This is a genomic window from Maribacter ulvicola (genome assembly GCF_900155985.1).
GTDB lineage: Bacteria > Bacteroidota > Bacteroidia > Flavobacteriales > Flavobacteriaceae > Maribacter > Maribacter ulvicola.
The window spans coordinates 210,013-233,201 of record NZ_FTMA01000002.1 but is presented as its reverse complement, the minus strand read 5'-3'; the positions used below and the strand labels follow the sequence as shown (position 1 = coordinate 233,201).

Here is a 23,189-nt window from a genome sequence, read left to right as displayed (position 1 = left end):
GGGTCTTTTTTTATATCCTATATATAAGTACATTTGTAACTTAACCTAAGTGAAATTTATGAAAAATAGTATTGTAATACTGCTTGCAGGAGTCTTATTGTTCAGCTGCAACTCAAAACCAGAAAGCTTTACCCTAAATGGTAAATTGAGAGGTGAAATGACAGATGGCACTCGTGTTTTCTTGAAGAAAATAGGAGAAAACAATCAACCAATAGAAGTAGATACCGCCACCACTACAAATGGCGAGTTTACGTTTACAGGCAAATCTGACATCCCTGAACTTCACTATATCTTTGTTGACCAACTACCCGGCTACACAGCGGTAATACTTGAAAACGGAGAAATACAATTTAACGCCCAAAAAGACAGTATGGGATTTGCCGATATTAGCGGAACTTTTCAAAATGATTCTTTTTCGGATTATATGGAGCAATCAAGAGAAATCTCCCTACAAGCACAATCTATTCAACAAGATATGAGAGCTGCATCTGGGGAAGTAGCATTGGCGCTACAAGATGAAATAAAAGAATTACAAGAAGAGTACAAAACCTTTGAGCTAGATTATATTAAAGGCCATCCTAATGCTTTAATATCTGCCTTGGTCTTGGATAGAGCAATTGCCACAAAAGCAATTGAGCCAGAAGAAGCAGAAGGAATCTACAAAACGCTTTCCGAAGAAATTAAAAGTTCTAAACCTGGAAAACAAATTTCAGAAGGCATTGACAAACTAAAAGCATCAGAAGCAGCTGGTAAAAACTCAAGCATTGGCGCTAAGGCCCCTGAATTTTCAGGTCCCAGTCTAGATGGAACCAAACTTGCCTTAAAAGATGTGTTGGGAAAAGTAACCTTAATAGATTTTTGGGCCGGATGGTGTAGACCTTGTAGAGCTGAGAATCCAAATATTGTTGCGGTATACAACAAATACCACGACAAGGGATTAAATGTTCTAGGTGTTTCTTTAGACAGAACCGATGAAGCTTGGAAAAAAGCAATTAAAGAAGATGGCTTGGTCTGGAATCATATTTCTAACATTGCTTACTTTAACGACCCTATTGCAAAGCTATATAACGTTGAGGCAATACCCGCAGCTTTCCTTTTGGATGAAAACGGAGTAATCGTTGCTAAAAACCTAAGAGGTCCTGCCTTAGAAGCTAAAGTGGCAGAATTATTGGACTAATTATCATTATAAACCACAAAAAAAAGCCCGAACAATATTTTTGTTCGGGCTTTTTACATCTCATTCTTACTCATTTAAAATGCTCCTCTAACATCCCTAAAGGTTCCTTCTACCGTAGTATTAGTCCCTCTGGTTACATCACCAAAAATATTCACTACATCATCTTCTCCAATAAACTCTATAGCTGCACCATCACCTAAGACCAAATCCCCATAAATGGTGAGGTTACCTTCTACCCTTAAGGTTCCGCCAGAATTTATAACTACATTTCTTCTTTTATAATTTCTACCAACCACTATAGTGCCCTTCATTTCAAACAAACCACCATCATTAATGGTCACACCATTGCTTACACTCCAAGAACCACATAACAACAAATTGCCAGCAACATTTATAGTATAAAATCTTTTATAACCGCTGTAAGCACGGTCTACACCACTATTTATATTTAAAAATGAACTACCAAAGTATGGACTCAAATCCTTACAACGTTGCACCAGGCTCTCATCTGGCCTGTTTAATTTGATAATCTGAAAACCTTTTTTTCCGGAAGCAGCAAAAATATAATCCCCTTTTGATGCTACATAATTTATTGAACCCGTCAATTCAATTACACCAACACCAACAGTTTGGTCATCTTTGATTTCCGAAAGACTTAACCCACCAGCACCATTAGCCATTAATAGCACATTTTCGTTCACCGCTACACCATTGGTAACTATTTCTCCGGGTTCAGCATTTTCCGGACTGGTTAAAATTGGCAAGTACTCTATAAAATTTCCTGAAGTTGCATGATACACGCCAGCTCCCTTTGCTCCTTCTGAAACAATAATATTTTCATTTAAGAAATCTAATGTTCGCTTGGCATCTATTCCAAAATCAGAATCAATAGCTAAACTGCGAGTTGTATTCAAATTTTGATCTAAAAAATTAACCCCTTGTGCCGCATCTAAAATAGCTATCTCACTACCGTTATAAGCAACAGAACGTAAATCTGAAAAAGCAGCCTCATTCAATACACTTAAGTCATTTTTATCATACATGACTACAAAGCCGTCTTGACCACTGGTTACTACCACATTATTATTAATTATACGTACATCTGTAGCATTAAAGCCTTCTTGAAAGCCATAAGCAATGTTAGACGTATTCATCCTGCCGCCACTTACTGCAATTTTTGCAACTAAAGAATTTGCCGTTGCAGTAACCGATTGTTCAGCATCTACACCCCCTGCAACATATATATATCCATTATCATAGGCAATTGAGTTTAAATCTGCATTTGTATAGTATACTCTTGAGGTTACCCTAGGACTTGTAGGATCGCTAATATCGACTACATCTATAGCACCAACATACTCTTCTCCTACCGTATTATAAGTTACATAACCATAATCTCCATGTAAAGCCACGTGGGTAGCAGCTAAATTTCCTCCGTTCGCAAATGAAGGAGGGGCAATTTGAGCTACTAGGGAAAGCGGATAATCTCCTGCTTCCTCTTCTTCACTTTTTCCGGTAACACTTGATTTTTTTGCACTGGCAATAGGATCTTCTAAAATATCCAAAACACCGGCACGATCAAAGCTTATACTTTGATCTAGCTTAGATTGATCTGTTTCACTTACTAAATTGTCTTCTGGGTTTTCGAAAATTGTAGTCTCATCACTACAGCTTGTTATAAATAACGAAGCTGCTATTGTAATTAATACTATTTTTCTTACAGGTAAGGCTGGTTTCATGATAATTCGGTTTTTTGCAATAACGACCCAACCCGCGCAAATGTTGCCTATGTACAGAGAAATACAATAAAAAAAATATATTTTTTGGCGGATTATAATGCCAAATCACAAAAGAAAGAAACAATTATATTTTACCCATTTTTTCAAGCACCAATAACAGAACTATAGGCAATGCCAACAAACCAACCATAAGTGTCTCTGTTTGTAACAGACTGGGCATAAACAACAACGTACAAGCATATCCTCCAATAGCCCCGCCAAAATGAGCTGTATGACCAATATTTCCTAAGCGTTTTTTCATACCATAAATGGAGTATAACAAATACCCTATACCAACAACATACGCAGGAACAGGAATTGGAATAAACATAATACCCAATTGCATATTTGGCTGCAGCAGAATAGCAGAATACAATATACCGGTTACGGCACCACTAGCACCCACCGCTGAATAATAAGGTTCATCTTTATGAAAGCTTAAAGCCAACAAACTACCTCCTAAAAGACTAACAGCATAGATAATCAAAAATGTAGCTGCATCAAACCAATTAATCACCACACCTGCAAAGAAATAGAGGGTTAACATATTAAAAAGTAAGTGAGAAATATCTACGTGCAAAAATCCTGATGTTGCCATTCGATCTTTCTGACCCGCCTTAATGGCACCAATACTGAATTTATAGCGTTCAAAAAAAGAAGTATCATTGAACCCCTTCATTGACACTAATACATTTGCCGCAATTATCACAATAGTCGCTATATCAATGTTGTACATTATCTGCCCTTTATTTGGCATCAAATATAACTATATTTGCTTATAATTTTTTTGAGAATGCAACTATTGGCCTTTGTTTTGATCTATCCATTTTTATGGATTGTTTCCATTTTGCCACATCGCTTATTTTATGGTTTATCTGATATTGTTTGTTTTTTCATATATCGCATATTCGGTTATAGAAGAAACGTGGTACAAGAGAATTTGAATTTAGTTTTTCCCGATAAGTCTAAAAAAGAAATTCAATGTATTGAAAAGGAATTCTACAAACATCTTTGTGATACGTTTCTAGAAATGGTAAAAACTATGAGCCTCAGTAAAGAGTCCGTAGCTAAAAAATACCAAGTTCTGAATCCGGAAGTTATACGGGAAATTGAAAAAGAACGAAGTATTATAATTCTTTGTGCACACTATGCTAATTGGGAATGGAACGTAAGCATCAACAATTATGTCAACTCTAAAGGATATGCCGTTTATCAAAAAATAAACAACTCTTATTTTGATAATTTCATTAGAAAAGTAAGAGCCAGATGGAATACCACCTTAATTACACAAGCCCAAACCGCAAAAACGGTTATTCAGAATTATAGGAATAATATACGATCCACCTATGGTATGGTCAGTGACCAATCTCCACAAGCGCACAGAGCTCATTATTGGACAAATTTCATGGGGGTTACCGTACCAATTTTTAATGGTGGAGAAGCTTTGGCCCGCAAAACAGGATTAGCTACCGTTTTCCTTAAAGTAAGCAAGGTTAAACGTGGGTATTACAAGGCAGAGTTTATTCCCATAGCCATAAACAGCAAGGAAACCAAAGAGCATGAGATTACAGATACTTTTCTAAGACTTACCGAAAAACAAATAAGGGAGCAACCAGCATATTATTTATGGACACACAAACGCTGGAAACACAGAGGAAAACAACCAGCGGCATTTGCCGATGTAAACTAAAAATATAAAAAGAAAAAACCGGAAGTAGTTGAACTACTTCCGGTTTCTTATGTATCAACAGGTCTTAATATTACAAACCTGCTATAGACTTTATTTCTCCAATAATCTGGTCCGCCAAACCATCTGCTTCTTTCTGGCTTTTAGCTTCGGTGTATATTCTAATAATAGGTTCTGTGTTAGACTTTCTAAGGTGCACCCAGTTTTCCGCAAAATCAATTTTTACACCATCTATAGTAGACAGCTCTTCAGATGCATACTTTTCTGCCATGGACTTTAAAATACCATCAACATCTAAACCAGGTGTTAACTGAATTTTCTTTTTACTCATAAAGTAACTTGGGTAGCTAGCTCTTAGCTCTGCAACCGTACCACCTTTTTCAGCCATTAACATCAAAAATAACGCTGTACCTACCAAAGAATCTCTACCGTAGTGACTTTCTGGATATATAATACCGCCATTACCTTCACCTCCAATAACAGCGTTATTGGCTTTCATTTTAGTAACTACGTTTACTTCACCAACAGCTGCTGCTTCATAGGTACCTCCGTGCTTTTGTGTAATATCACGTAATGCTCTAGAAGATGATAGGTTTGAAACCGTATTACCTTTTGTTTTACCTAACACATAATCTGCACAAGCTACCAAAGTATATTCCTCGCCAAACATTTCACCATCATTACTAATAAACGCCAATCGATCTACATCTGGATCTACTACGATACCGAAATCAGCTTTTTCATTAACTACTAAATCGCAAATATCTTTTAAATGCTCTTTTAAAGGTTCTGGATTGTGCGGAAAATGACCTGTTGGATCACAATACAATTCAACAACTTCTACCCCAAATTCCTTTAAAAGCTTTGGAATAGCAATTCCACCAGTAGAGTTAACACCATCAACCACTACTTTGAATTTCGCTTTTTTAACCACTTCGGCATCTACCAAAGAAAGGTTTAAAACTTCATCAATATGAATATCAATATAGCTGTCATTTTTATTTATAACCCCTAAATCATCAACATCAGCAAAATGAAAATTTTCTTGTTCTGCAATTTCTAAAATCTTAGCTCCTTGGGCCGCATCTAAAAACTCACCTTTTTCATTCAACAATTTAAGTGCATTCCACTGCTTAGGATTATGACTTGCCGTTAGAATAATACCACCATCGGCATTTTCCATAGGCACCGCTATTTCAACGGTTGGTGTTGTTGATAAATCCAAATCTACCACATCAATACCTAAACCTACTAAAGTAGAAACTACAAGATTTTGAATCATTTCACCAGACAATCTGGCATCACGGCCAATCACCACTTTTAACTTCTCTTTTTTAGAATAGTCTTTCAACCAAATTCCGTAAGAAGCAGCAAATTTTACAGCATCTATAGGTGTAAGATTGTCTCCTGGTTTACCTCCAATAGTACCTCGTATTCCTGAAATAGATTTTATTAGTGTCATATAATTTGAATAAGTTTTTTTTTGCAAATATAAAGGTATCATACGTATCACTATGACCCTTCTTTGTAAATTCGACTTACGAAGCATAATTTAGGCAAATGAACTTTTTAGCACATATCTACCTATCCTTTAACGATAAAGAAATAACCATAGGAAATTTTATAGCCGATAGCATACGTGCAAACAAATACGACCACTTACCCATTAAAATACAAAAAGGCATACAGCTGCATCGCCAAATTGATACCTATACGGACACCCACGCAATACCTAAAATTAGTAGTAAACGCCTTCACGCAAATTACAGTCATTACAGTAGAGTAATCGTTGATATCTATTACGACCACTTCTTGGCCAAAAATTGGTCGAAATATTCAGATATTCCGTTAGACGTTTTTGTGGATGATTTTTATGATCTGCTAGAAGACAATTACGAAATTCTACCTGTGGGAGTCAAAAAAATGATGCCCTATATGATATCTGATAATTGGATTTTCAACTATTCTAAAATGGACGGCATAGCTAGTGTACTGAACGGTATGAACCGAAGAACCAACAATAAGTCTAAAATGAATTTTGCCATTAATGACCTTGAAGAACATTACAATGCCTTTGAAGAGGAGTTTACCGAATTCTTTGAGGATCTTATCATTTTCTCTAAGAAAAAATTCAAATCATTAACTAATAAATAATATTAAAATCTGATATACATCATTTTAACACAACATATATAAACTAAAAATTTAACCAACCATGAACCAACTTAAATTAGCATTAACGCTTGCGGCATTCGTAATTTTCGGCAGTTGCAAAAAGAAACCTGTAGCTCCAACAGGTACAGTTTCTGAAAAAGCAATGGTAGTATCTGCACGCAAAGAGGCATCTAAAATAGGTAGTGATATTATGCAAAAGGGTGGTAACGCTTTTGATGCTATGGTAGCTACAGAGCTGGCTTTAGTAGTTACATATCCTTTTGCAGGAAATCTAGGCGGTGGCGGTTTTATGGTATACAGAAAGGCAGATGGCGAAGTTGGAGCACTGGATTATCGTGAAAAAGCTCCTTTATCGGCTCACAGAGATATGTACTTAGATTCTTTGGGCAATGTTATTCCTGGCAAAAGTACTTTAGGAGCTACAGCGGTTGGCGTGCCAGGTACTGTTGCCGGCATTATTGAAGTACATAAGAAGTTTGGCTCTCTACCTTTAGAGGAGATCATGGCTCCCGTTATTGCTTTAGCAGAGCGTGGCGTGGTTGTTACCGCTAATCAAGAAAAAAGATTAGCAAACCAACGCAATAAATTTATAGAAGTAAATAGCGACAGTACCAAGTTTGCAACAGTTTTCAAAACTAATGATACAATTAAATATCCTGCCTTAGCAAATACTTTTAGAAGCATAGCAAAAAATGGTAGAGATGGATTCTACAAAGGTGAGGTTGCTAAAAAATTAGCATCGTTTATTCAAGAAAAAGGTGGCTATATCACTGTAGAAGACCTAGAAAAATACCAAGCAGTATGGAGAGATCCAATTACGTTCGACTATAAAGATTTACATATCATTTCCATGAGTCCGCCAAGTAGTGGTGGTGTCACCATCAATCAAATATTCAAGATGATGGAAAATCATGATGTTGCCAAACTAGGCCACAACTCTCCAAAAATGGTACAATTATTCACAGAAGCCTCAAGAAGGGCTTACGCTGATAGAAATTATTTTCTAGGCGATCCTGATTTTGTTGACATACCGTATGACAAATTATTAAATGACGAATACCTAGCAGATAGAATGGCTAATTTCACTTTCGATAAGGCTACAAAATCTTCTGAGGTAGCCCATGGTAATGTAGAGGCAGTAGAAAGTATGGAAACTACCCACTACTCTATTGTGGACCAAGAGGGCAATGCCATATCGGCCACCACTACCCTTAATGGAGCTTATGGCTCTAAACTATATTCTGATGAACTTGGTTTTTTTCTTAATAATGAAATGGATGATTTTAGCGCTAAAGCAGGTGTTCCTAATATGTTTGGACTTGTTGGTGCAGAGGCAAATAGTATTGCCGCTGAAAAAAGAATGTTAAGTAGTATGACACCAACTATTGTTGAGCGTAATGGGAAGTTATGGATGGTTGTCGGCACTCCTGGCGGATCCACAATTATTACCGCTGTTGCGCAAACTATTTTGAACGGATATGAGTTTAACATGAGCATGCAAGATGCCGTTAACGCTCCTCGATTTCATCACCAATGGTTACCGGACATGGTCATTTTTGAACCGGACGGATTTCCTACCAACTTAAAGGACCAACTAAAATCTAAAGGATATATCATTAACGAAGAAAGAACACCTATTATTGGCAAAGTTGATGCGATACGTGTATTAAAAAATGGTAAGCTGGAAGGCGGTTCCGATAAACGAGGAGATGATGCCGCAGTTGGTTTTTAGACATGTCTAAAAATACAAGTCAACACGTTAAACATAAATCATAAATTACTAAAAATCATATTCTTAACTACGTTATGATAAATAAATTATTTAAACTAATTGGTCTTCTGTTTTTGCTGACTGTCATCTGCTATGGGGTACTGTATTACCTGTATAATGAACCACTACCAACAGGAAAGTCAGGACCAGAAGCGGATGCTTTAGCCTACAGAATGCTCGACGCGCTTAATTATAAAAACTACAACAACACTAAAACCTTGGAATGGTCTTTTAGAGATGACCACCATTATAATTGGAACAAGGAAAAAGAAATGGTTACCGTTGCTTGGGACGATATTGTTGTTCAATTAGATTTGATCACCCCTTCTTCTAGCACGGCAACCACTCATAATGAATCTGCCTCTTATGAAAAGACACAAGACCTCATTGAAAAAGCGCAAAGCTATTTCAATAATGATTCTTTCTGGTTAGTTGCTCCATTTAAAGCTTTTGACCGTGGTACCGAACGTTATTTGATAGATATGGAAGATGGTTCAGAAGCATTACTGATAACCTATACTCAAGGTGGGGATACTCCCGGAGATTCATACATGTGGATCATTGAACCCAGCGGAAGACCTAAGAGTTTTAAACTGTGGACAAAAATTATCCCTATTGGCGGTGTAGAAGCTACTTGGGAAGAATGGGTTAAAACAGAAAGTGGAGTATTTTTACCAACACAACATAAACTTGGTCCTTTCTCTATATCCATAGGTGAAGTTACTGGACGTTAACCTATATTTTTTTTACAAAAAAAACATAATATTCCTTTATCAAAAGAGTTTATAAAACTCAACAACGCAATTCAATTTCATGCAAGATTATAAATTTCCATTAGACTTTACTTTTCATATAGGAACACTGTCTAATGATTTTTCTGCCGTAGACGCCCATGGCAAAATGGTTGCCTACGTAAAACAAAAGCTTTTCAAATTCAAGGAGAATGTTGGTGTTTATGAAAATGACAGTAAAACCAATTTACTTTACAATATTAAAGCAGATAGGTGGATTGACTTCTCTGCATGCTATTCTTTTTCTGATAAAACGGGCAACGAATTCGGAAAAATAGGTCGTAAAGGATGGGCTTCCATATGGAAAGCGCATTATGAAATATTTGATCCAAATAAACAATTAAAGTATACTATTAGAGAAGAGAATGCTTGGATAAAAGTAATGGACGGTTTGGTTGGCCAAATTCCCATTATCAACCTATTTACAGGTTTATTTCTTAATCCGGCTTATTTGGTGATTAATGGCAACAATGAAACTGTTGTGCGCTTATCTAAAGAAAAATCATTAGTTGGTCGTCGCTTTAAGGTTAGTGAAATAAAAAAACTGAACGGTAATGATGATCATATTATTATTTTAAGTTTAATGATGATGGTGTTATTAGAACGCCGAAAAGGCTAAAATTCTGCTAGTTATAAAATTATATTCGTTTTACATTTTAATTTGCACTCAACTTATAAAGTGAAATTCAAAAATAACACTGTTGCTACCTAAGATTGTGTTCCTTTATTTACGAGCAAATTTCAATCCCCCTAATCTAGGTACTTTAGAATTTGCTGATGGATAACCAAAATCATGAAAAATGAAGTAATTTTAAGTTTTTAAATACGGAAATTTTTTAAATATGGAAATTAAACTCCTCTCAATTAACGAAGCTACGCCAGAACTGCAATCTCAACTTTCAGAACTTTACAAACAATTGAATTCCGAATTAAAGCAATTGGACATCGCAACTGCATTAGCTGATTACAATACTACAGAAGTTGTTGTTTGTTTAGATAACAATAAACTAGTTGGCATTGCTATGATGGCAAAATACAAAGTTATCTCTGGACATAAAGGTATAATAGAAGACGTTGTAGTTTCGGCTGAGTATAGAGGTCAAGGCATTGGAAGAAAGCTAATGGAAAAGCTATTAAAACAAGCTGAAGCATCAAAACTTGATGATGTGCTATTGTTTAGCGGACACCATAGAACTGCCGCAATTTCCCTATATAAAAGTTTAGGGTTTACGTTAAAAGAAAGTGGAATGTATATTAAAAAATATTAAACTAATAGTTTAATTCACTTTCTTAACATGTTGTAGTTGATCTTTTAGCTCTTTCATAGACTCCTGTAATTGTCGTAGAAGTCCGCTATCAGTAGTAGCATCTACATTAAAAGTTATCTTACTGCTTACTTCCCAAATTTCTTGAATTTGAAAAGGCTTAATATCATAAGGCGGATACGTTTCGTTTAGAGAAATTAGTGTTACATTATTTGAATTAGGTTTCTTCTCTATCTTTTTAACCATTATGGAATCTTGCAAAACCACAACATACATTTTATTGGCACTTACATAATCTATATGTTCAATCGCCCTTGCCAAAACCCATTCACCTGGATGCAAATTAGGCAACATACTATCCCCCTCTACTTGAAAGCCACGATAAGTTGCATTTCTAAATTCCGGTATAGGTAAATCAAAAGCTGGTAATTGTTGATACCAACTGGTATCGGAAATATTTTGTGGATATCCGGCTGCAGCTTTCGCATTTACCAGAACCATGTTGTCTCTATTCGCAGAATCTACCGTTACCACTTTAGGAATAACACTTGTCTTGGATGTTTCTAAATACTGCTCATCACTTTCCCCAAACAGCCATAGCGGATTAATTTTAAACTGTTTTAATAATTCTAAAACTACTTTTCCAGATAATTTGGTTCTACCACGCTCTATATCTGCCGTTGTACTTGAAACACCTATTAAAGCAGCAAAATCTGCTTGAGTATACCCAAGTGTTCTACGCAAATCCGTAAATCGTTTTAATGTCAGTTCATTTTCCATAGTAATAGCCTGTTCTCAATCAAACACTTAACATACTTGATACCTCAAATATAGTGAATATGGATTATATCCAATAAATTATTTGGATTATTTCCATTATTAGGAATATTTCCATATTTTTGGATTAATTACTAACAACTATGGATTTTAATAGGATAAAAGAAAAATTAAACATATTGGCAGATGCTGCTAAATATGACGTGTCTTGTTCAAGTAGCGGCAGTAATCGTAAAAATAAAAATAATGGTCTGGGAGATACCGGAAACGGAATCTGTCATACCTATACAGAAGATGGCAGATGTGTTTCTCTATTAAAGATTTTACTGACTAATCACTGTATTTTTGATTGTGCTTATTGTGTTACCCGAAAAAGTAACGATATACAAAGAGCTGCTTTTAAAATTCAGGAGGTCGTTGACTTAACCATTAATTTCTACAGAAGAAATTATATAGAAGGACTGTTTTTGAGTTCTGGTATTTTCAAAAGTGCGGACCATACTATGGAAAGACTTATTGCCGTAGCTAAAAAATTACGTGAAGAAGAAAATTTTAACGGCTATATTCATTTAAAATCCATACCTGGTGCTAGTGATGAACTAATGTATGAGGCCGGTTTATATGCTGACCGTTTATCGGTTAACATTGAAATCCCCACTATCTCCGGCCTTAAACTTTTAGCACCAGATAAAAAACATGAAGATTTCATTAAACCAATGCGAAAGGTAAAAGATGAAATTATTCGTTATAAAGAAGAACGAAAAATCATTAAAAGTACCGCCAAATACGCTCCAGCCGGGCAAAGTACACAAATGATTGTAGGCGCAACGGGCGAAAGTGATAAGGACATCATGTACTCTGCAACCCATTTTTACAAGAATTACAAAATGAAGCGTGTGTATTACTCTGGTTATGTACCCATTTCTACTGATAGCAGATTGCCTTCTTTAGGTTCTGAAGTTCCAATGCTTCGTGAAAACCGATTATATCAGACAGATTGGTTACTTCGTTTTTATGGATTTGGTGTAAATGAAATATTAGATGCCGATAACCCTAATTTAGATATGGACATTGACCCCAAATTAATGTGGGCGCTTCGTAATCTCAATCATTTTCCTGTAGATATTAATAAAGCCGAACCACGGATGTTGGCAAGAATTCCTGGGATAGGAATGGGCTCTGTCCATAAAATTATAAGCGGAAGAAAGTACCGCAGTTTAAACTGGGAACATCTTAAAAAAATGGGAATAGCGCTTAACCGAGCTAAGTATTTTATCATCTGTAATTCCAATGATTGGGAACGAAGAGATTTAGATGCAGCCACCATAAAGGGTATGATTCTACAATCTCAAAATGGAAAATTTAAAAACCAATATAACAATCAATTATCATTATTTAATTAAAGTATCACTTAATATAAAGTTTACGACTATGGAAAACTTAAACAACACCTTACATACACAGAATATATCATTATTCAATACCGTGGTTGATCGTAGTCAAAGTCAAATTTTAGCAATAGGATACCAAATGGTATTATTAAAAACTAAAATTAAGAAAAGACTTAAAATTGCATCTACAATCTTTTTCTTTAACTTCTAAAACCGTATATATGAATACTTCAAAAACTCTAGTTTACGATGGTAGTTTCAATGGTTTTTTGACTGCTGTTTTTGTTGGCTTTGAACAAAAATTAACGCACGCCAATATTCAAAAAAATAGTCAATTTCAAAGTGGACTCTTTGCGGATACGGAAACTATATTTACCAATATTGATAAAGCGCAACGTGTTTGGAATGGAGTGCGAAAAAAAAGTAATTCGGCAGTAAAGAATATCTATTTTGCATTTTTAAGTGAACAGAATACTATTGAGGCACTACTCTATCATTATATTCAAAAATTAATGGGAGGTACATATTTAGGTGCTACAGATTTTAGCGATACGAGTGTTTTAAAGATAAATCAATTATCGCATAAAGTAGGAAGGGAAAAACATAGAATGGAGGCTTTTGTACGATTTCAACTTACTAAAGATGACGTTTATTTTGCCAATATAGAACCAGATTTTGACGTATTACCATTGATCTCCAAACACTTTAGAAATAGATATGCCGATCAACAATGGATTATTTACGACGTAAAGCGCAAGTATGGCATTTTTTATGATTTACAGACCGTGGAAGTTATTTCTCTTGATCTAACTGATATCCAAACCAATAGTATTGAAAAGAGCAATGCATTTACTGATGAAGAATATGAATATCAGGACTTATGGAACAATTACTTTAAAAGTACTACCATTAAATCTCGTATTAACACCAAGTTACATGTACAACATGTGCCAAAGCGTTATTGGAAATACTTGTCCGAAAAAAAGGAAGCAGTTTAATATTTATTAGTTTTATTCTTTTCCCCTATATCTCCGGTTTTAATTTTAGGTTTCTAAGTCAGAAAATAACTTAAATCCTCCATACAGATAAATTATGAGATAATTTTCTTAATTATTCAACTTTCTGTAGGCTTCCTTAAAACATCTTGGATACTGTAATCCTTGCCCAACCCCTTAATCGCATGTATAATTTGTGATTGAGGCTAACCTGAACGTTCCCAAAGTAATTACTTATTTAAAATTAAACATTCAATAGTCCAAAATTCCCTAGCCCTAAGCTATACAATTTAATAAGGGAAGTCATCCCTGACTCTAAAAATGATTCTATAGTTACCCAAACTGCGGATTTTTATTGGAATCTTTTTTTTAAGTCCTATTATTAAAAAAAAATCAATTTAACCAAAAATAAACTTCATTGTGAGTAGTACAACTGAAACATATTATTAAACTTTGCAGAGGAGCTTATAACGATTTTACAAATCCGTAAAACTTACATTACCTGATGAATAAAAACAAAGCAATCCGTAGACTTACGTTAGCTACTGTTTTAATTGTACAAATTGTGTTTCTGCTATTAATTGCAAAAAGAAATTACCAAACCTATAATTATTTTGCCTTATTGGCTTTTGTTATCATTTCTGGTATAATTTTACTTGCATACCGTTATCTAGATTTACATCATAGTACTTACGATTATGAGAAATTATCTATTGTAATTTGGGTGCCTATCGGCGCCATTGCATGCCATATATTAAACGTAAATTATGAATTAGGTAGCGTATTATCTGCGGGTATTATTGGTACAACAGTATCTTTCTTACCAAAACTTGACAAACAATCTAACTATTTAAAAAATCTTCCTGCAGCTATTTATTGCGGAGTATTTGTAGGTATGTCAAGTAATACGATCATTCCCTCATTAAGTGTTGTAATTTCTGCAGGCATGATAGCTGCATTATTCTTATTACTTTCAAAAAATTTATTCATTGGCATTGGAGGAAAATTAGGTACTATGGCTTTTCTTGGTGTATGTTTTGTATATCTAATTAACCTAATTGCATAATGAATAATGTCATCATAATAGTTACCAGTATTTTAGGTGCAACAATGACTTTCTATGTGAGTCATTATCATAATCAAGGTGCAGTGAGAGCATCTGCCCTATTATCTCTTTTAGTAGGTTTGTTTTTTTACTGTTTCCCTGATTTACTGAATACTTATCTAACAAAAAACATTCCTATAGTATTCATAGGAACCTCTTTTATAGGTATGATTTCAACTACAACAAGAAGAAGTTATATTCACTTGGCAATTGCCGGATGTCTATTTGGTATTGTCTATATTAATAAGAACAACTTATTTCAGGGCTTTGGCGGTGCTCTAGGTGCCTTAGCATTCATTGCACTATTGACCACCTTTGCTTTTTCATTTGCTTTTTCTAAAAGTGTTCATAAACTAAAGGCGATACTAAGACTACGTAAATGGAAATAATTTCCATTTTAACTTAACGCACTAATCTACCGGTAATATTTCCTGCGATGATATTATTTACCTCGCCTACCGATGCAAAATTGACATCACCCTCATAGGTATGTTTTAAAGCGCATGCTGCGCTTGCGAACTCCATAGCCTTAAAATCATCATATTGTTGAAGACCATATATTAAACCTGCAGCAAAGGCATCACCGGTACCTATACGGTCAACTACATGTGTAATATCTATATCTTGTGTTTCCCTAAACTCAACTCCGTTCCACATTCTAGCCCTGATCTTATGCCAAGAGGAGTTTAGTGAAGTTCTTATTTTATCGAAAACTTTTTCAATACTCGGAAACTCTTGAATCAACTGTTTACTTGCTTCTATAAAATTATCATTTTCATAACCGAAATCCGTTCCTAGAACCTCATTAATTTCATTGACACCACCAATAAATATTGTAGAAAAATGTAGGAGTTCTATTAAAGCCTCTTTTGGGTCCTGTCCATATTTCCATAAACCACTACGATACGTGGGATCTGCAGATACAGCCAAGCCCTTTTGTCTTGCTAATTTTAACCCATCCTTTAAAACATCAAAAGCACCTTTAGATAGCGCTGGTGTTATCCCCGTCCAATGCACCCATTTGCCATCTACCAATGCTGTTTCCCAATTTACTTTAGACGGTTCTATTTCTGAAAATGCAGAGTGTGATCGATTATAAGAAATCATACTAGGTCTAATTACAGCACCAACCTCTAAGAAATAAACCCCCAAAGGTCTTTTAGATCTCACTACTGCCGATGTATCTACACCAAACTTTTGAATATAGGTCAAAGCTGTATCTCCAATAAAATCATCAGATACCGCACTAATATGTTTTACATTGCCTCCAAAATTAGAAATGGAGATCCCCACATTCAATTCTGTTCCTCCAAAATAAAATTCAACAATGTTAGATTGTACAAATTTCTTGTTTCCCCGTGGTGAAATTCGCATTAAAACCTCACCGAATGTAATGACCTTACCCATTTTATATATTTTATTCTAAAATAACTATTGCTCTTTTAAAAACCATGGTTGATAAAAAAAATATCTAAACAAGCATTATAAGAACAAATAGAAAACTACAAACTAAATTGAAATTCTATATTTTAATTGATACCAATACTATAGATATCAACTTTTGAGATAGTCTTTACTTTATTTCATTAAAACAGGGAGCAAGCAACCTGTGACAAAGCCCCAAAAGCCTTACTTTTAAAATTTTCATTAGATTTCTATGTAAGTACAGGGGATATTGATATTTTCATTATCAAGTGAAATATCCATAAAGAAAAAAAGAGAACGGAATTCTCGTATAAAAAATGAAAGTTAAGCTAATTACAATTCTTAAAATTAAAACAATTAGCCTTTAGCTCTGCATATATGGCTTTCATTACATACTAAACACTCTGAAATAAAGAACGTTTAAATCTTTATCCTAAATTTATTAACTACACTCTAGAAAAACTCAGGACTGCAAAAAAAAAATAAATGTCGTTTTTCTAATGCAATCCATGATTTTAACGTAGATATTGTCTTAAAAGCCTTAAGATTATAAAGTTGCTTCGGGTTCAGTATCTAAGTGACAACTTCTTAACCATAAACAATCTACTTACCTGCTTTTTCTCCTATAAAATGATCACTTTTTGCTTTAAAAAGCACGTTAAATGTGGTTAAGCTACCGTAAATACGTGTAATATACTGTTGTAAATCAATTTTCTCTTGATCATCTAAGTTCTTACTTGAATTTATTTTTTGCTCCATAACACGAATACGGTCACGTACCATTACTATTTTATGAAAGAAAGTATTTATAGGTATTTCTTTATTACTACCGCCATTTTCACCTGGTACTAAAACTATATTTCCTCCTTTCCATTTGTCTGCAATGGCAACACGCTGGGTAGCATCACTCCATTTCTGCAAGATACCCACCAACGAACTTTCTATATCAAAGAAACTTACGGAATCCACTTCATTTTCAATCGCCTCAATTACCTCAAATTCAGAGTCTATTGCTATAGTTTCCAACCCTTTATCCATAAATGTAACCCAATACATATTGCTAGACACATTGGTAATTACTCCTTTTCCGTATGCTACATGCAATATTCTAGACCCTATTCCTAATATTTTCATTGTATTCTATTTTGTTTCATGCTAATTTATGTTCAGTTTTTATCATCAGCAAAAAGATCTCTTTATTTCACCGCAACATTCTTTGATCAGGTATTTTTTTCCTCACTTCTTCCTTCACATTTTATGCTAACCTTAATTGGCACCAATAATGCATTGCCTTGAAATTTTTATAGCTATTATCTTTATAAAAGCTGAAGATGTATTGCATAAGAAAAAGAATAATATGCTCAAAACATGTAATCTATGGAACAACCTTACGCTCAGAAAAAAAAAGAATAGAATGAACGGCTAAACACCTTTTAAAACCTGTTGGGCAAATGATGTATTATAGTATACTAGTGTGGAACCAATTTAAACATCAGGTTTCAATGCTAATTTTTATGATGGCATTTCTACCAATATCGTTTAAAACAGCAGATACATCAAGAACAAAATGAAAAAAAATAAAACACAATACCTTGCTATGAAAAGCTATCAGCTACCGTAATACGGTGCTTTTCATAATAAATTAGGGTATTTAAATAACGTACTGGGACATGTAGAGACCTCAATACAGCGCACAATTATAAGAAAGATAGCCCAAGTAGTTACAAAGAAATTTATATCTGTAGCTACATCAAATTCAAGGACTTGAAAATAACATATAAAATTTACTCTGTTAATGGATAGCAATCTTCTCTTCTTCTAGAATCAACCAAATAAATAATTTTCCAAGCGTCTTTTTCTTTAAATAACTGAAATGAATTAACACCGCAATGACTGAATTCACCATTGTACCAAAATTCATATGGTGCCCAAACATGAGCCATACCGCCATCTATTTGAATTTTATAATCCAATATCTTTTCATGAAAAGGTATAGAATCTGGCGTGGTTATCATGAAGTTTATTAAATCATTAAAATTCGTATTTTGAACAATCATATTACCTAGTACATTTAAATTTACCGTTTGCATTTTTACATCGGTATCTACAACACCTTTCATTGCAAATTCATTTTTACCATTTAATGCGTAAAAAAAAGTCTCAACGGCGTACTTAACTTTTACTTCTTCATCTATCTGTGCATTAATTACATTTACATATAAAAATGGCAATAGCAAAGCGAAATATTTCATAGGTCCTTATAAAAATTGGTTGCAGTAAAAATAAACAAATTCTAAATGAACACTTTTAAATGGATTCTAATTAGGTAGCGCTAATTCTCATTAAAACTCCTTACTTTTATCGCTCCTAATCAATAATAGAATATGTCTATAGCTAAAAAAGAATATAAAAGGGTCACGGTGAAATCACTAGTGGATATGAAGAAGAATGGAGAGAAAATCTCTATGTTAACTGCTTACGATTATTCAATGGCCAAAATTGTAGACGCGGCACAGGTTGATGTTATTTTGGTTGGCGATTCTGCCAGTAATGTCATGGCCGGCCACGAAACTACTTTACCTATTACTTTAGACCAAATGATATATCATGCATCTTCTGTTATTAGAGCTATTGACAGGGCTTTAGTCGTTGTTGACCTACCCTTTGGAAGTTACCAAAGCGATCCTAAAGAAGCTTTACGTTCAGCCATTAGGATTATGAAAGAAAGTGGTGCTCATGCCGTAAAACTAGAAGGTGGTGCAGAAATTAAAGAGTCTGTAAAAAGAATTCTTGCCGCAGGTATTCCTGTTATGGGCCATTTAGGTTTAACTCCACAATCCATCTACAAATTTGGAACATATACAGTGCGTGCAAAAGAAGAGGAAGAAGCTGAAAAACTCATGGATGATGCCAAATTACTAGAAAAATTAGGGTGTTTTGGACTAGTACTTGAAAAAATACCTGCCAAACTAACAAAAAAAGTTTCCGAAAAATTAACTATACCAACCATAGGAATCGGTGGCGGAAAACATGCAGATGGCCAAGTTCTTGTTGTTCACGATTTATTGGGAATGACACATGAATTCAACCCTCGTTTTTTACGTAGATATATGAACCTGTACGAAGAAATGGGAAATGCCATTTCTAACTATGTCAGCGACGTAAAAAGTCAAGATTTCCCTAATGATGACGAGCAATATTAATAAAGACCAACATATTCCTTGCCAAAAAAGCAACATTCTACCGTAGAGAACCTTCAAGTATTATTTGAAGACAATCATCTTATTATAATTAATAAACGCCCAGGTGATATTGTACAAGGCGACAAAACTGGCGATAAACCGTTAAGTGATACTGTCAAAGCTTTTCTTAAGAAAAAGTACAATAAACCTGGTAATGTTTATTTAGGGGTTGTTCACCGTTTAGATCGCCCAACATCTGGTATTGTATTGTTTGCAAAAACCTCTAAGGCTTTGCCTAGACTTAATAAAATGTTTGCTGAAAAAGATGCTAAAAAAACCTATTGGGCAATTGTAAAAAACAGCCCAAAAGAACCGGAAAAAAGACTGGTTCATTATATGAAACGTAACACAAAACAAAACAAGTCTTACGCAAATATTAAAGAAGTACCAGACAGCAAAAAAGCTATATTAACCTATAGAACAATTAAAAAACTAGATCGCTATTTTCTTTTAGAAGTTGATCTGGAAACTGGTCGTCACCATCAAATTAGGTCTCAACTTACTGCAATTGGCAACCCTATAAAAGGCGACTTAAAATACGGTTTTGACAGAAGCAATGCTAACGGTAGCATTCATTTACATGCTAGAAAACTTCGTTTCATGCATCCTGTAAAAAAAGAACCTATTGAAATCATTGCTCCACCGCCCAATGACCCCATTTGGAATGCGTGCCTTTAACTTCATTGTTTCTTAGTACCAACACTATAATTATTCTTGGTAATTACCCCATTTATTAGATACATCAGTAATTACAATTTTTACAATTCACAGAAAACTACCAACAATTTACCAAATAACCACGGAACAAACCTGTAAAGTAATTAAAAAATCTAACGAAATATGGGTACAAGGGTTTTACCATTAAAATCTCAAGTATCGAATAAAACTCAATTCTAACATCTGCAGAAAAGAGAACATGATTTTTAAAAAACTTATCTGTAACAAGGATAAACAAATCAGTTCTTTTTAATTCTTCACTGGAATTCTGACCAGTTAATTATAACTAAAATCTAAAGTAAAACTTCATTTTTAGATATCATTATCCATAAATAACAATCTAACACACAAGTTTTCAACAATCAATACCACAGTAAACATTAAGTAGCTCTTTTTGAGCGAATACTTTCTATTACCACAGAACTCAAAATAAGTAATCCCCCCAAAATGGTTGTTCCTTTTGGAATTTCAGATAAAAATAAGGCTCCTATCAAAATACCATAAACAGGTTGCACACTACTTAAAATACTAACAGTGGTAATATTGAAATGTTTAAATGTCATTAAAAACATGGTATGACCAATAGCCGTGGTTAGAATAGCAAGGGCTACCAATACTTCCCATTGATTTAAAATTGCCTCAAAAGGCACGCTAAACATAAAAGGAAATAAAACAAGGCCAACAATTGCTGTTTGATATGTCATTAACATTGACCCATTATACTTTGAAACTTTCTTTTTCATCATTATATTTCTTAATGAATAGGCCAAAGCTGAAAGCACTCCAAAACCAATGGCTATGGTATATTTATTTTCGAAGTCTAAAGTAGGACTCAAAAAATACATTCCTGTTAGGACCAAAACAGCAAGAAGCAGATGTACCAATTGAAACTTAGTTTTTAAAAGAAAAGGCTCCAAGAACGCAGTAATCACCGGATATGTAAATATAGAAAGCATACCAATAGCTACATTAGACAACTTCAATGCATAAAAATAAGTTATCCAATGAACGCCCATCAATAGCCCACTAAGAAAAATAACCAAAGCATCTTTCTTATCTATTTTTAAACTAAAACCTTTCCATTTGCAATAAAAAAGCAATGCCACAAAAGCTAATATGGCCCGTATGCCAATGGTTACCGTTACAGGTAATTGCACATAACGTCCTAGTGCACCAGATGTTGCTATAAACAGCATAGCTAAATTAATCTCTAATAAATGCTGAATATGATTATTTTTCATTCAATAATGTAAGTAATGCTTAACGTGATTTTGCTAACGCTTTTTCTCTTATTATTTGAGAAACCGGTTTATTTTGTAAATGACTTTCTAACCATGATAAAATATCTAAATACAAGAACGCCCTCTTTTCATATGGGTGATCCTCATACTTTTTAAGTTCGTTATATAACTTCTGAAATTCTGCTTTTAACTGGTTAGGATAAATACCTCCTAAGCTTCTAAGAAATTTAATCATCTCTTTTTGCACTGCATGCATATCGTTCATTTTCAAAAGAAACTTATATGTACTTTTTAATTGAACCTCTAAATGATAATCCATACCCGCCTCATAATGAGCAACTAAACTTAAGACACGAGCAAAACACATTAGATCTTCTCGCATTTTCAAATTCTTATTGTCAATAATCTTTTTTAAGTATTGAATACAGTTTTTATTATCACCAATACCAAAATATAGACACGCAATTTTATAATAAAGAACCATTACATGGTGCACATCAATTCTATCTCGATGTTTATTAATTCCATATTCAACTATCTTCACTAAATACAGCCCTTTTTCAAAGGTTCCTTCTAAAAAATGCAAATTTAATTTATTAGCATTTAAATACATAAATACCAAAGAGTTTATATTATCATTATCCGGAAACTCCTTTTCTTTAAGTGTACACTCTAATCTTTCAAGCACTTCTTTAAACTGGGAACTATATTGCACATAAAATAGAGACTCTAACAAATAATGGTTCCCTTTTAAGAAAAACACAGGGTTCAAATAAATCATGTCTTTATGATCGTAGAAGAGATCTACCCATTTACTGGCATATTTAAAGCATGATAAAAAATCTTGCGTCAGAAAACTATACCACAAATAAGCTTTATACAGCCATAATTTTTCACGAAAGCCCAAGTCTTCTATATTGTACAAAGGCAAATGATCATTAAAGTACGTTTTAACTTTTTGAAAATCCTCATCACTTCGTACGTAGCCCACTTTTAGCATCATACCATAAAGTTGTAAAGATAAATTTGATAATTTACTGGTCATTACATTATGTCCAGATAATTCCTTTGCTTGTACGGCAAGCTCATTTGCTCTATCAGGAATACTTCGTGTAATATACTGGGTTTCAATTATTTTCTCCAGCTCAACAATCTCATACGCTATATTCTTTTCTTCATTCTCAATAGCGATGCCTTTTACCTTATCCAAAATTTTCAGACTTTGTTTGTAAAGCCCTTTTTGATATAAAATAGTAGCAAAATCTAACTGCTCACGTATCTGAACCCTTATATTCTGGTTTACAGGATTTAACCTGAGACTTACTAATATCTGCTTATATAAATGTGCTTTCAAATTAGAAAGTTGTGCTTTCTTAACAATACCACTTTCTAATATAATTTTTTCATCATAGTGTTTTATTTTATCCAATAGATTGAACAGGGCCAAAAATTTGGCATCCGTATTCACCCCTAATCTGCCTACATAAAGCTTAAATTGACGCTTTTCAGATTTAGAAAGTGATTTAACTAAAACGAACAAAGCATCTTTATGCGCATTTGTCATCGTAAAAAAAATAGTTTAATTGATTGAAATTCAGTGATTTATATACCCAAAAAACTGACTTAACATTGTAAACATGTTCACAAACTTT

Annotated in this window: 22 protein-coding genes; 13 read left to right on the top strand and 9 right to left on the bottom strand. The window is 34.1% G+C overall.

Annotated elements, in window-relative coordinates; genetic code table 11:
• Window positions 1-58 precede the first annotated feature (58 nt).
• The gene (locus tag BW936_RS09735; protein ID WP_076548196.1) at window positions 59-1,177 is read left to right on the top strand and encodes a TlpA disulfide reductase family protein; all 1,119 of its coding nucleotides are present in this window, start codon (window positions 59-61) and stop codon (window positions 1,175-1,177) included.
• Window positions 1,178-1,251: 74 nt separating this feature from the next.
• Here the strand turns inward: BW936_RS09735 and BW936_RS09730 are convergent, their stop codons facing one another.
• Window positions 1,252-2,916 (bottom strand): LVIVD repeat-containing protein, encoded by a 1,665-nt coding sequence (locus tag BW936_RS09730; RefSeq protein WP_076548195.1) that lies wholly within the window; start codon window positions 2,914-2,916, stop codon window positions 1,252-1,254.
• Between the two features lie 124 nt (window positions 2,917-3,040).
• Window positions 3,041-3,691: a rhomboid family intramembrane serine protease gene (locus BW936_RS09725; RefSeq protein ID WP_076548194.1), complete on the bottom strand. Its 651-nt coding sequence runs from the start codon at window positions 3,689-3,691 to the stop codon at window positions 3,041-3,043.
• Between the two features lie 57 nt (window positions 3,692-3,748).
• Here BW936_RS09725 and BW936_RS09720 point away from each other — a divergent pair, with 57 nt between their 5' ends.
• Window positions 3,749-4,645, top strand: a complete 897-nt coding sequence (locus BW936_RS09720) for a lysophospholipid acyltransferase family protein (RefSeq protein ID WP_076548193.1) — start codon at window positions 3,749-3,751, stop codon at window positions 4,643-4,645.
• A gap of 70 nt (window positions 4,646-4,715) precedes the next feature.
• On the opposite strand, the gene glmM is transcribed toward BW936_RS09720, so the two are convergent.
• A complete protein-coding gene (gene glmM / locus BW936_RS09715) occupies window positions 4,716-6,104 on the bottom strand; it encodes a phosphoglucosamine mutase (RefSeq protein ID WP_076548400.1) in 1,389 nt (462 codons plus the stop codon).
• Window positions 6,105-6,202: 98 nt separating this feature from the next.
• Here glmM and BW936_RS09710 point away from each other — a divergent pair, with 98 nt between their 5' ends.
• From BW936_RS09710 to BW936_RS09690, 5 genes are all read left to right on the top strand, one after another.
• On the top strand, window positions 6,203-6,796 hold the full coding sequence (locus tag BW936_RS09710) for an acyl carrier protein phosphodiesterase (RefSeq protein ID WP_076548192.1): 594 nt from the start codon (window positions 6,203-6,205) through the stop codon (window positions 6,794-6,796).
• Between the two features lie 61 nt (window positions 6,797-6,857).
• Entirely contained in the window at window positions 6,858-8,549 is a 1,692-nt protein-coding gene (gene ggt / locus BW936_RS09705; RefSeq protein ID WP_076548191.1) for a gamma-glutamyltransferase, read from the top strand.
• A 74-nt stretch (window positions 8,550-8,623) separates the two neighbouring features.
• Window positions 8,624-9,322, top strand: coding sequence for a hypothetical protein (locus BW936_RS09700; RefSeq protein ID WP_076548190.1), 699 nt, complete (start codon window positions 8,624-8,626; stop codon window positions 9,320-9,322).
• A gap of 79 nt (window positions 9,323-9,401) precedes the next feature.
• Window positions 9,402-9,998: an LURP-one-related family protein gene (locus BW936_RS09695; protein ID WP_076548189.1), complete on the top strand. Its 597-nt coding sequence runs from the start codon at window positions 9,402-9,404 to the stop codon at window positions 9,996-9,998.
• Window positions 9,999-10,221: 223 nt separating this feature from the next.
• The gene (locus tag BW936_RS09690) at window positions 10,222-10,647 is read left to right on the top strand and encodes a GNAT family N-acetyltransferase (RefSeq protein ID WP_076548188.1); all 426 of its coding nucleotides are present in this window, start codon (window positions 10,222-10,224) and stop codon (window positions 10,645-10,647) included.
• A gap of 9 nt (window positions 10,648-10,656) precedes the next feature.
• Here the strand turns inward: BW936_RS09690 and BW936_RS09685 are convergent, their stop codons facing one another.
• On the bottom strand, window positions 10,657-11,424 hold the full coding sequence (locus BW936_RS09685; protein ID WP_076548187.1) for an XRE family transcriptional regulator: 768 nt from the start codon (window positions 11,422-11,424) through the stop codon (window positions 10,657-10,659).
• 140 nt (window positions 11,425-11,564) lie between these two features.
• Between BW936_RS09685 and BW936_RS09680 the strand changes: the two genes are divergently transcribed.
• The 4 genes from BW936_RS09680 to BW936_RS09665 all read left to right on the top strand — a co-directional run bounded on the left by BW936_RS09680 (window position 11,565) and on the right by BW936_RS09665 (window position 15,301).
• Window positions 11,565-12,824 carry a putative DNA modification/repair radical SAM protein gene (locus BW936_RS09680; protein ID WP_076548186.1) on the top strand — a complete coding sequence of 420 codons (1,260 nt, stop codon included), beginning with the start codon at window positions 11,565-11,567 and terminating at the stop codon, window positions 12,822-12,824.
• A 209-nt stretch (window positions 12,825-13,033) separates the two neighbouring features.
• Window positions 13,034-13,810, top strand: coding sequence for a TIGR03915 family putative DNA repair protein (locus BW936_RS09675; RefSeq protein ID WP_076548185.1), 777 nt, complete (start codon window positions 13,034-13,036; stop codon window positions 13,808-13,810).
• 502 nt (window positions 13,811-14,312) lie between these two features.
• Complete coding sequence (locus BW936_RS09670; protein WP_076548184.1) at window positions 14,313-14,873, top strand: hypothetical protein; 561 nt, start codon at window positions 14,313-14,315, stop codon at window positions 14,871-14,873.
• Window positions 14,873-15,301: a hypothetical protein gene (locus BW936_RS09665; RefSeq protein WP_076548183.1), complete on the top strand. Its 429-nt coding sequence runs from the start codon at window positions 14,873-14,875 to the stop codon at window positions 15,299-15,301. The genes BW936_RS09670 and BW936_RS09665 overlap by 1 nt, the downstream gene beginning before the upstream one ends.
• Before the next feature lie 13 nt (window positions 15,302-15,314).
• Here the strand turns inward: BW936_RS09665 and BW936_RS09660 are convergent, their stop codons facing one another.
• The 3 genes from BW936_RS09660 to BW936_RS09650 all read right to left on the bottom strand — a co-directional run bounded on the left by BW936_RS09660 (window position 15,315) and on the right by BW936_RS09650 (window position 18,589).
• On the bottom strand, window positions 15,315-16,319 hold the full coding sequence (locus BW936_RS09660; RefSeq protein ID WP_076548182.1) for a sugar kinase: 1,005 nt from the start codon (window positions 16,317-16,319) through the stop codon (window positions 15,315-15,317).
• 621 nt (window positions 16,320-16,940) lie between these two features.
• Window positions 16,941-17,471, bottom strand: coding sequence for a hypothetical protein (locus BW936_RS09655; RefSeq protein ID WP_076548181.1), 531 nt, complete (start codon window positions 17,469-17,471; stop codon window positions 16,941-16,943).
• Window positions 17,472-18,121: 650 nt separating this feature from the next.
• Window positions 18,122-18,589 carry a hypothetical protein gene (locus BW936_RS09650; protein WP_076548180.1) on the bottom strand — a complete coding sequence of 156 codons (468 nt, stop codon included), beginning with the start codon at window positions 18,587-18,589 and terminating at the stop codon, window positions 18,122-18,124.
• A 132-nt stretch (window positions 18,590-18,721) separates the two neighbouring features.
• Here BW936_RS09650 and panB point away from each other — a divergent pair, with 132 nt between their 5' ends.
• Both panB and BW936_RS09640 read left to right on the top strand, forming a co-directional pair.
• Complete coding sequence (panB, locus tag BW936_RS09645) at window positions 18,722-19,540, top strand: 3-methyl-2-oxobutanoate hydroxymethyltransferase (protein ID WP_076548179.1); 819 nt, start codon at window positions 18,722-18,724, stop codon at window positions 19,538-19,540.
• A gap of 18 nt (window positions 19,541-19,558) precedes the next feature.
• A complete protein-coding gene (locus tag BW936_RS09640) occupies window positions 19,559-20,257 on the top strand; it encodes an RluA family pseudouridine synthase (RefSeq protein ID WP_076548178.1) in 699 nt (232 codons plus the stop codon).
• A 419-nt stretch (window positions 20,258-20,676) separates the two neighbouring features.
• Here BW936_RS09640 and BW936_RS09635 read toward each other — a convergent pair whose 3' ends face one another.
• Entirely contained in the window at window positions 20,677-21,537 is an 861-nt protein-coding gene (locus BW936_RS09635; RefSeq protein ID WP_076548177.1) for a DMT family transporter, read from the bottom strand.
• 19 nt (window positions 21,538-21,556) lie between these two features.
• Window positions 21,557-23,101: a hypothetical protein gene (locus tag BW936_RS09630; protein WP_076548176.1), complete on the bottom strand. Its 1,545-nt coding sequence runs from the start codon at window positions 23,099-23,101 to the stop codon at window positions 21,557-21,559.
• Window positions 23,102-23,189: the final 88 nt, after the last annotated feature.